Origin of the sequence: Daejeonella sp. (genome assembly GCF_044342615.1) — a bacterium.
Taxonomy (GTDB): Bacteria; Bacteroidota; Bacteroidia; order Sphingobacteriales; family Sphingobacteriaceae; genus Daejeonella.
Genome location: NZ_JBIIPN010000110.1, coordinates 1 through 8474 on the forward strand (window position 1 = coordinate 1; position 8474 = coordinate 8474).

Here is an 8474-nt window from a genome sequence, read left to right on the forward strand (position 1 = left end):
TCTGATTAGCGGGAAAAGGAATATGCATTGGTTAAGTACCCGTGTATTGCTTCGTAAAATGATGGATACTGATGAGTATATCGATTGTAAGGTAGATGATAATGGAAAGCCTTATTTGACAAATTTTCCTCATTTTATCTCGCTAAGTCACTCCTACGATTATGCTGCTGTGATGGTAAGTAAAAATAAATCTGTGGGTATTGATATTGAACTCATAAAAAATAAAATTGAACGTATTGCTAGTAAATTTATGAGTGCTGATGAGATGCAATTTATTGATGAAAATCAGCGAATTGAGCATTTATATGTATGTTGGTGTGCCAAGGAAGCCATCTATAAACTCCATGGTAAAAAGAATGTTAGTTTCATTGAGAATATTGAGTTAAGACCATTTGCTTACGAAGGAGAGGGTTCATTTGCAGCAAAACTTGGGCTTGGGACTATTAAAAAGGAATTCACTGTCCATTACGAGCGATTTGATGGCTATATGATTGGTTTTGTTTCAGATGATATAAATGAAGAATAAAGAGGTAATTTTTCAAGATTGGGGATTGATGGATTATCAATTAGCATGGGACAAGCAAGAAGCTATTTTTGCTGAAACAGTTGATTTGAAAACTCAAAATCGAAACAATGGGACAGAAATACCGGTTCCCAATCATCTTATATTTGTGGAACATCCTCATGTTTACACACTTGGAAAAAGTGGAAAGCCCGAAAATTTATTGCTTGATGAGCTGGGATTAATTGAAAAGAATGCGACTTATCATAAAATTAATAGGGGAGGTGATATCACTTATCATGGGCCTGGTCAATTAGTAGGATATCCAATTCTCGACCTCGATAATTTTTTTACCGATATACATTTATATTTACGTACGCTAGAGGAGGCTATTATTCTCACACTTGCCGATTATGGAATTTCTAGTGGGAGATATACTGGATTTACCGGTGTTTGGCTTGATGCAGATAATGAAAAAGCCCGGAAAATATGCGCTTTAGGCGTTCGCTGCAGTCGCTGGGTAACTATGCACGGATTTGCATTTAACGTTAATTCAGATCTCAATTACTTTAAAAATATCATCCCATGTGGTATTGATGATAAAGATGTAACTTCTATGGAAAGAGAGCTTGGTTTTAAGCCTGATATGGAAGAAGTAAAATCTAAGTTAGCTCAGCATATCTCAAGATTATTCGAAATGAGGCTTTTATAAATTTCTTTTTGAGATCCGGTATTTATACCACATCTATTTTAATTAGCATAAAAAAGCCCTTTCTGTATATAAAGAAAGGGCTTTTTAAGAATATTTCGGGTGATGATTACATCATACCACCCATGCCACCGCCACCCATTGGAGGCATACCAGCACCTTTATCTTCTTCTGGATCATCTGCTAAAACCACTTCAGTAGTTAATAACATTGCTGCGATAGAAGCTGCATTTTCTAATGCGATACGACTTACTTTGGTTGGATCAATAACACCTGCAGCAATCATGTTTTCAAACACATCAGTACGAGCATTGTAACCAAAATCGGCCTTGCCTTCTTTCACTTTTTGAACGATGATTGAACCTTCAATACCTGCGTTTTGGCAGATTTGACGTAATGGCTCTTCGATGGCACGTCTGATAATTGCAATACCAGTAGTTTCATCTTCATTTGCTCCTTTAAGATCAGCTAAGGCTTCAATAGAACGAATGAAAGCAACACCACCACCAGCAACGATACCTTCTTCAACCGCTGCACGAGTAGCGTGTAATGCATCGTCAACACGGTCTTTCTTTTCTTTCATTTCAACTTCAGTAGCTGCACCTACATAAAGTACCGCAACACCTCCTGAAAGCTTAGCTAAACGCTCTTGTAACTTCTCCTTATCGTAATCTGAAGTTGTAGTTTCAATTTGAGCTTTAATTTGGTTAACACGAGCTTTGATATCCTCAGACTTTCCAGCACCGTTGATTACAATTGTATTGTCTTTATCAACAACTACTTTCTCTGCCTGTCCTAAATAAGTAAGATCAGCATTTTCTAATTTATAACCTCTTTCTTCTGAGATAACTGTTCCGCCAGTAAGGATAGCGATATCTTCAAGCATTGCTTTACGACGATCACCAAATCCTGGAGCTTTAACCGCAGCTACTTTCAGTGAACCACGGATTTTATTTACAACTAATGTTGCAAGAGCCTCACCATCAAGATCTTCTGCAATGATAAGCAATGGCTTGCCAGTTTGAACTTGCTTCTCAAGTACAGGTAACAATTCTTTCATGGAAGAGATTTTCTTATCGTAAATAAGAATGTATGGATTCTCCAGCTCAACTTCCATTTTATCTGCATTGGTTACAAAGTATGGAGATAAATAACCACGGTCAAACTGCATACCTTCAACCGTCTTCATTTCAGTTTCAGTACCTTTTGCTTCTTCAACAGTAATTACACCATCTTTTCCTACTTTCGCCATTGCATCAGCGATCAAGGTTCCAATTACTTCATCATTATTAGCTGAAATAGATGCAACTTGTTTGATTTTTTTATTGTCTTCGCCAACCGATTGTGATTGTTTCTTTAAATTAGCTACAACAGCTGTAACCGCTTTATCGATACCACGCTTTAAATCCATTGGATTTGCACCAGCAGCAACGTTTTTAATACCTGCAGTAACAATTGCTTGAGCTAAAACAGTAGCAGTTGTTGTACCATCACCCGCCTGATCAGCAGTTTTTGATGCAACTTCTTTTACCATTTGAGCACCCATGTTTTCAAGAGCGTCTTTTAATTCAATCTCTTTGGCTACAGTAACACCATCTTTAGTAATTGCTGGCGAACCAAATTTCTTATCAATAATTACGTTACGTCCTTTAGGACCAAGAGTTACTTTTACCGCATTGGCAAGAATATCCACGCCTCTTTTCAGAGCATCACGTGCTTCAACGTTGTATTTAACTTGTTTTGACATTTTTTAATTTTTTAATATTGGAGTTAATTTAATTAGATGGTTGCATTAAACTCCTGGGTTTCAATTTATTTGAATTCTGAATTTTTCTATAATCTGAAAACAGACAAAAACTATAATGTTGCGAAAATATCAGATTCACGCATGATTAAGTATTCTTTACCATCATGTGTAATTTCTGTACCAGCATATTTGCCATATAATACCACATCTCCTACTTTATATGCCATAGGAATTAAATTTCCGGTTTGCTCTGCATATTTACCCGGACCAACTGCTACAACAGTTCCTTTTTGAGGTTTTTCTTTTGCAGTATCAGGAATATATAGTCCTGAGGCTGTTTTTTCTTCAGCAGGAGCAGCTTCTATAACTACCCGGTCTGCGCTAGGTTTGATATTTAATGCCATAGTATTATGTATTTATTTAATTAATTTTTTCTGTGTTACATGAGACACTAATTATGCCAAAAGGTTTTAGCTCTTATTTCTTGTCAAAATTTCATTTTTTGGAACTTAGACTAGTTTAAATTCCATTTTTCGGTGTCAAGCTGTCAGTTGATTGTCAGCTAATTCTCCAAAAAAAAAGCCACCTTAAAAGAGGTGGCTTAATGTATATTTTAAAAATTACTTTTTTGTAGTATCTGTTGGAATTGGCAAGTTTGATGGTGCCGCAACAGGAACTGCTGGTTGATTAATCTGTTTCTGAATTTCATTCTTTTCTTGATTAACAACTCCTCCACGAGGAACAACTACATTGGCCATTAATGCTAAAACCATTAAACTTACAGCAAGAACCCATGTACCTTTTTCAAGAAAATCGCCCGTTCTTTGAACTCCCATTACATTGTTTGAACCGGCAAATCCTGATGAAAGACCGCCGCCCTTAGGGTTTTGTATCAAAATGATAACTACTAGCAGAAAACAAACAATGATCGCTAGAATAATAATTGTATATAACATATTTATTAATTTACTTTCTTTTCTAATTCAATAATTTGGTCGGCAAAGTAAGCGCTTTTTTCCGGATATTTCAAACTTAATTTTTTGTAAGTGTCAATCGCTTTTTGAAATAACATCTGATCTATGTAAATCTGTGCCAATGTCTTTGAAACTAAATCGTTCGGATCTTCAGAACTTTTACGCGCCTTGTTCTCTGTATCTAGCTTTTGAGAATGTGGAGCCTTAATTTGAGGTTCTTCTTTAATAAACTTCTCTAAAATGGAATCTTCTTTTCTACGTATCTGAAATGGGACCGTTTTAGGGGCATTTTCAAGCTCTTCTAGTGGAGATTGTAAATGAAATATATTTTCAATGATCTGACTACTAAGCTGATCAACCGATGATCTTTTGATACTTTGTGAAGTATCTAGTTTAAAATCAACATAGGGTTGATACGTATCAGAATGCTCTTTTCTAGTTTTATTTAGCCACCATAAAAAAGAAAATGGCATCTTATCATCATCGTATTTTGAAACTTTTTGCTCTGGTTCTTGGCTTTCTATTGAGGGATTGGAAATCGAAGCATCAACTTCAGTGTTTGTAGCAGAACTTTGACCTTCAATGGCCTCTAAAACTACTTCATTGCCGGTCTGCTTATTTTCAGGAACAATAAGCTCTTCTACTTCATAGAAATTAATTTCAGTAAATGTGCTTTCCTCTAATTGTATGCTTATATTATTGACCTCATCCGAAACTTCTACAATAGGTAAAACCTTTGGACTTTCAGCAATTAACTTTTCAGGATGATTAAGAACAGTGAATAAAACCCCTCTATCAGGACTAATTAATGGTGCTTTTGATAAATAATTGTTTTTATAATTGTTCTCTTTTCCTGCACTTGCGCGGGCATTAAATAGGTATAATAACTGGCAATAAGGGTATTTATCAATTGTTGAACTTATTGCAGCAGCTTCGGCAAAGCTCGATGCCGATGGGTCTGCTACATAATCTGCAAACAATTTAATATCAATATTTTGACCTTGTACCTCTTCCACTATATGCTCTTTTTTTTGAAAGCTAAAGATTTTTTACCAATTGGCAAAAGCCTTGTTAAAAATATCTTCTGTTAGCTGTCGGTTTATCAATGCTAATAATTTTTGCTCCTGTGTTTGAATCGGTCCCTGGTTTAAACTAAATTCTTGAAAAGCTTGAAAACTCTGTTCAAAATTCAATTCTGGATTCAAATTATTGGTATATTTTACACTCACCGTTACAGTTAGTCTGTTTAGTCCGGCACGATCATTACCCTGAATAGCTACCGGCCTAATGGTATAGTCTGTAATCCTTCCTTCAAAATTTGCATCTGCATCTGTTCGAACAATACTTAATCGCGATTGATTACGAATACGATCTTTCAAGGCTTCAGTAAACTGCTGACTTAAATACGGAACTACCAAAGCTGAGTTATTTTCAAAGAACTGAACAGAAGTTGTTTTCATTTCTGCAGGAATTGAAGCTCCTGAAAATGAATAGGTTCCACAGGATTGTATGATAAAAATTCCTGAAAGGAGAAGCAAGAATTTAATATGTAATAAATACCTACGCATTTTCAATTTCATCTATAATTCTAATTCTTTAATTTTACGATAAAGCGTTCGCTCAGAAATTCCGAGCTCATTTGCCGCCATCTTCCTTTTGCCTTTATGCTTTTTTAATGCTTTCTTAATCAAGTCAGATTCTTTATCCAATAAAGATAAGGATTCTTCAACTTCTTCGGCTTCATCCATTAAATCGAATGATTTATCATTGCTCGGCTGATGGATTACCAATTGATGCGGGTCTTGTGGTATAGTCTTGCTTTCTGGAATTTCAATATCGCGATACAGCTGATTGATGATGTTTTGGTTCGACTGAATGGTAGAGGTATTGCCCCCATTTTGAATGATCTCTGCAACCAGTTTTTTTAGGTCCATCATATCTTTCTTCATATCGAAGAGTACCTTATACAAAATATCACGCTCCGAAAAATCATCCTTGTTTTGATTCTGAATACGCATCGGCAAAGTACTGCCAGCTTCTGTAGGAATGTAAGTCTGTAAATGCTCTGCAGTCAAATTTCTATCCTTCTCAAGGACAGCAATCTGCTCTGCAATATTTTTTAGTTGACGAACATTTCCTGGCCAGCTATAATTCATTAAAAGTTGCTGTGCACTCTGGTCGAGTTGAACCGATGGACTCCTATATTTATCCGTAAAATCGGCGATGAATTTTCTAAATAATAAGTTTATATCTTCTTTACGCTCTCTTAAAGCAGGTATTTTTAATGGGACCGTGTTCAATCGGTAATATAAATCTTCTCTAAATTTTCCGGCACTTACCGCATCAAATACATCTTTATTGGTTGCAGCAATTACCCTCACATTCGTTTTTTGAACTTTTGAAGATCCCACACGAATATACTCTCCTGTCTCTAAAACACGCAATAAACGCGCCTGTGTACCAATTGGAAGCTCTGCAACCTCATCTAAAAAGATAGTCCCGCCATCTACAACCTCAAAATAACCTTTTCGTGCATCATGAGCACCTGTAAATGAACCTTTTTCGTGGCCAAATAGCTCCGAATCGATGGTTCCTTCAGGTATTGCTCCACAGTTTACCGCAATAAATGGCCCATGCTTACGGGCACTTAATGAATGAATAATATGCGAAAAAACTTCTTTACCACTACCACTTTCTCCAGTAATTAATACAGAAATATCAGTAGGAGCAACTTGGCGTGCTATATCAATAGCACGATGAAGTAGGGGTGAATTTCCAATTATTCCGAAACGATTTTTTATATCCTGAACATCCATATTCTTAAGCTTGAACCTGCATAAGATGCAAAATCCTATACATTTTGTTTAAATTTAAATTATTTGACCTATCAATGTGGCCGGTGTGCAACGCACAATTTCCACATTAACATAATCTCCAGGTTTGTTGTTTTCATTGGCAGGAAAAACTACCGTAATGTTGTGCTCACTTTTCCCCGAAAAATCCTTGTCCGATTTTTTTGAATATCCATCAATTAGAATTTGATGTGTTTTACCAATATGCTGCTCTAGTCTGTTCAATGAACATGTCTGCTGCATTTTTAAAATCTCGTTAAAACGACGAACTTTTACCTCTTCAGGAATATCATCCTCAAAGCGTTTAGCTGCTAAAGTCCCCGGGCGCTCCGAATAGGTGTACATATAAGCAAAATCAAATTGGGCATATTCCATTAAGCTTAGTGTTTCTTGGTGTTCCTCCTCTGTTTCAGTGCAAAAGCCTATGATAATATCTGTTGAAATGGAGCAATCAGGAATTAATCGCTTAATTGTATCGATACGCTCAATGTACCATTCGCGGGTATAGGTACGGTTCATCAATTCAAGAACTCTTGAATTCCCCGATTGAACTGGCAAATGGATATGATTACAGATATTTTCATACTTTTTCATGGTATGCAAAACCTCATCGGTAATATCTTTTGGATGGGAAGTTGAAAAACGAACACGTAAAAGCGGATCAATTTGTGCAACTAGCTCTAAAAGTTGCGCAAAATTTACAGCACCTTCTTCCCATTTGTATGAATCAACATTTTGCCCTAATAAAGTTACTTCGCGATAGCCTTGCTCAAATAATTCATTAGCCTCTCTTACAATAGACTCTGGATCTCTACTTCGCTCTCTGCCTCTTGTAAAGGGTACTACACAAAAAGAACACATATTATCACAACCGCGCATGATTGAAACAAAGGCAGAAATCCCATTGCTGTTCAATCTTACAGGATTTATATCTGCATAGGTTTCTTCACGTGATAAGAGTACGTTTACAGCACGCATTCCCTCATCTGCCTGCGATAGTAAATTAGGTAAATCACGGTATGAATCTGGTCCGATAACGATGTCAACCAGCTTTTCTTCTTCCAAAAATTTAGATTTCAAGCGCTCGGCCATGCATCCTAAAACGCCAATGGTCATACCTGGTTTTTTCTTTTTAGCAGCACTAAATTCACGCAGTCTATTTCTTACACGCTGCTCAGCATTATCGCGTATCGAACAAGTATTAATAAATATAACGTCGGCTTCTTTGTATTGTGGAGTTGTTTCAAAACCCATATCCAGCATTAGCGATGCAACAATTTCACTGTCTGCGAAATTCATTGCACAACCATAACTTTCAATGTATAGTTTTCGTCCGCTATACTGCTTAGGCTTTTCAATCATTAAGGCTTCACCCTGACGCGACTCATCATGCAATTGAGTATCTGATGATTCTTTTAAGTTGTGTGGGCGGTCAAACATGGGCATTTAATTTAGCTTACAAAAGTACGAAATTTTCCGCATAATGACAATTTGGCAGACCGAATTTTCTCGTATATTTTTTATTTTTATTTTAAGCTGACATATCATAGCCCGTAAATAATTGCTTTTAATTGCATATTTTGAGCTAAATAATAATGATGACTCAAAAGAACAGTTATACCTTTATTAGGAAATGGATTCTAATCGGATTCGTTAGCGCGCTTGCGATGCTTGCGGGACTGGCTGTTTA

At 36.3% G+C, this 8474-nt stretch carries 9 protein-coding genes; 2 read left to right on the plus strand and 7 right to left on the minus strand.

Annotation, left to right across the window (positions count from 1 at the left end; translation table 11 throughout):
- On the plus strand, nucleotides 1-526 hold a 526-nt coding region (locus ACIQ0D_RS09660), incomplete at its 5' end, for a 4'-phosphopantetheinyl transferase family protein (protein WP_395805081.1).
- Nucleotides 516-1214: a lipoyl(octanoyl) transferase LipB gene (gene lipB, locus ACIQ0D_RS09665; RefSeq protein WP_395805083.1), complete on the plus strand. Its 699-nt coding sequence runs from the start codon at nucleotides 516-518 to the stop codon at nucleotides 1212-1214. The genes ACIQ0D_RS09660 and lipB, both read left to right, overlap by 11 nt.
- Nucleotides 1215-1320: 106 nt before the next feature.
- Here the strand turns inward: lipB and groL are convergent, their stop codons facing one another.
- The 7 genes from groL to miaB all read right to left on the minus strand — a co-directional run bounded on the left by groL (nucleotide 1321) and on the right by miaB (nucleotide 8224).
- Nucleotides 1321-2958, minus strand: coding sequence for a chaperonin GroEL (groL, locus tag ACIQ0D_RS09670; RefSeq protein WP_395805085.1), 1638 nt, complete (start codon nucleotides 2956-2958; stop codon nucleotides 1321-1323).
- A 110-nt stretch (nucleotides 2959-3068) separates the two neighbouring features.
- Nucleotides 3069-3362, minus strand: coding sequence for a co-chaperone GroES (gene groES / locus ACIQ0D_RS09675; protein WP_090705455.1), 294 nt, complete (start codon nucleotides 3360-3362; stop codon nucleotides 3069-3071).
- A gap of 216 nt (nucleotides 3363-3578) precedes the next feature.
- The gene (gene secG / locus ACIQ0D_RS09680) at nucleotides 3579-3914 is read right to left on the minus strand and encodes a preprotein translocase subunit SecG (RefSeq protein ID WP_395805087.1); all 336 of its coding nucleotides are present in this window, start codon (nucleotides 3912-3914) and stop codon (nucleotides 3579-3581) included.
- A 5-nt stretch (nucleotides 3915-3919) separates the two neighbouring features.
- A complete protein-coding gene (locus ACIQ0D_RS09685; protein ID WP_395805089.1) occupies nucleotides 3920-4948 on the minus strand; it encodes a hypothetical protein in 1029 nt (342 codons plus the stop codon).
- Nucleotides 4949-4981: 33 nt separating this feature from the next.
- Entirely contained in the window at nucleotides 4982-5512 is a 531-nt protein-coding gene (locus tag ACIQ0D_RS09690; protein ID WP_395805091.1) for an LptE family protein, read from the minus strand.
- On the minus strand, nucleotides 5513-6748 hold the full coding sequence (locus tag ACIQ0D_RS09695) for a sigma 54-interacting transcriptional regulator (protein ID WP_395805093.1): 1236 nt from the start codon (nucleotides 6746-6748) through the stop codon (nucleotides 5513-5515). It lies immediately after the preceding gene.
- 54 nt (nucleotides 6749-6802) lie between these two features.
- Entirely contained in the window at nucleotides 6803-8224 is a 1422-nt protein-coding gene (gene miaB / locus ACIQ0D_RS09700) for a tRNA (N6-isopentenyl adenosine(37)-C2)-methylthiotransferase MiaB (RefSeq protein ID WP_395805095.1), read from the minus strand.
- Nucleotides 8225-8474: the final 250 nt, after the last annotated feature.

Bases quoted from the DNA above. Each gene is read 5' to 3' on its own strand.
- secG (WP_395805087.1), bottom strand. From the start codon at position 3,914: ATGTTATATACAATTATTATTCTAGCGATCATTGTTTGTTTTCTGCTA.
- miaB (WP_395805095.1), bottom strand. From the start codon at position 8,224: ATGTTTGACCGCCCACACAACTTAAAAGAATCATCAGATACTCAATTG.
- groL (WP_395805085.1), bottom strand. From the start codon at position 2,958: ATGTCAAAACAAGTTAAATACAACGTTGAAGCACGTGATGCTCTGAAA.
- lipB (WP_395805083.1), top strand. From the start codon at position 516: ATGAAGAATAAAGAGGTAATTTTTCAAGATTGGGGATTGATGGATTAT.
- ACIQ0D_RS09690 (WP_395805091.1), bottom strand. From the start codon at position 5,512: ATGAAATTGAAAATGCGTAGGTATTTATTACATATTAAATTCTTGCTT.
- groES (WP_090705455.1), bottom strand. From the start codon at position 3,362: ATGGCATTAAATATCAAACCTAGCGCAGACCGGGTAGTTATAGAAGCT.
- ACIQ0D_RS09695 (WP_395805093.1), bottom strand. From the start codon at position 6,748: ATGGATGTTCAGGATATAAAAAATCGTTTCGGAATAATTGGAAATTCA.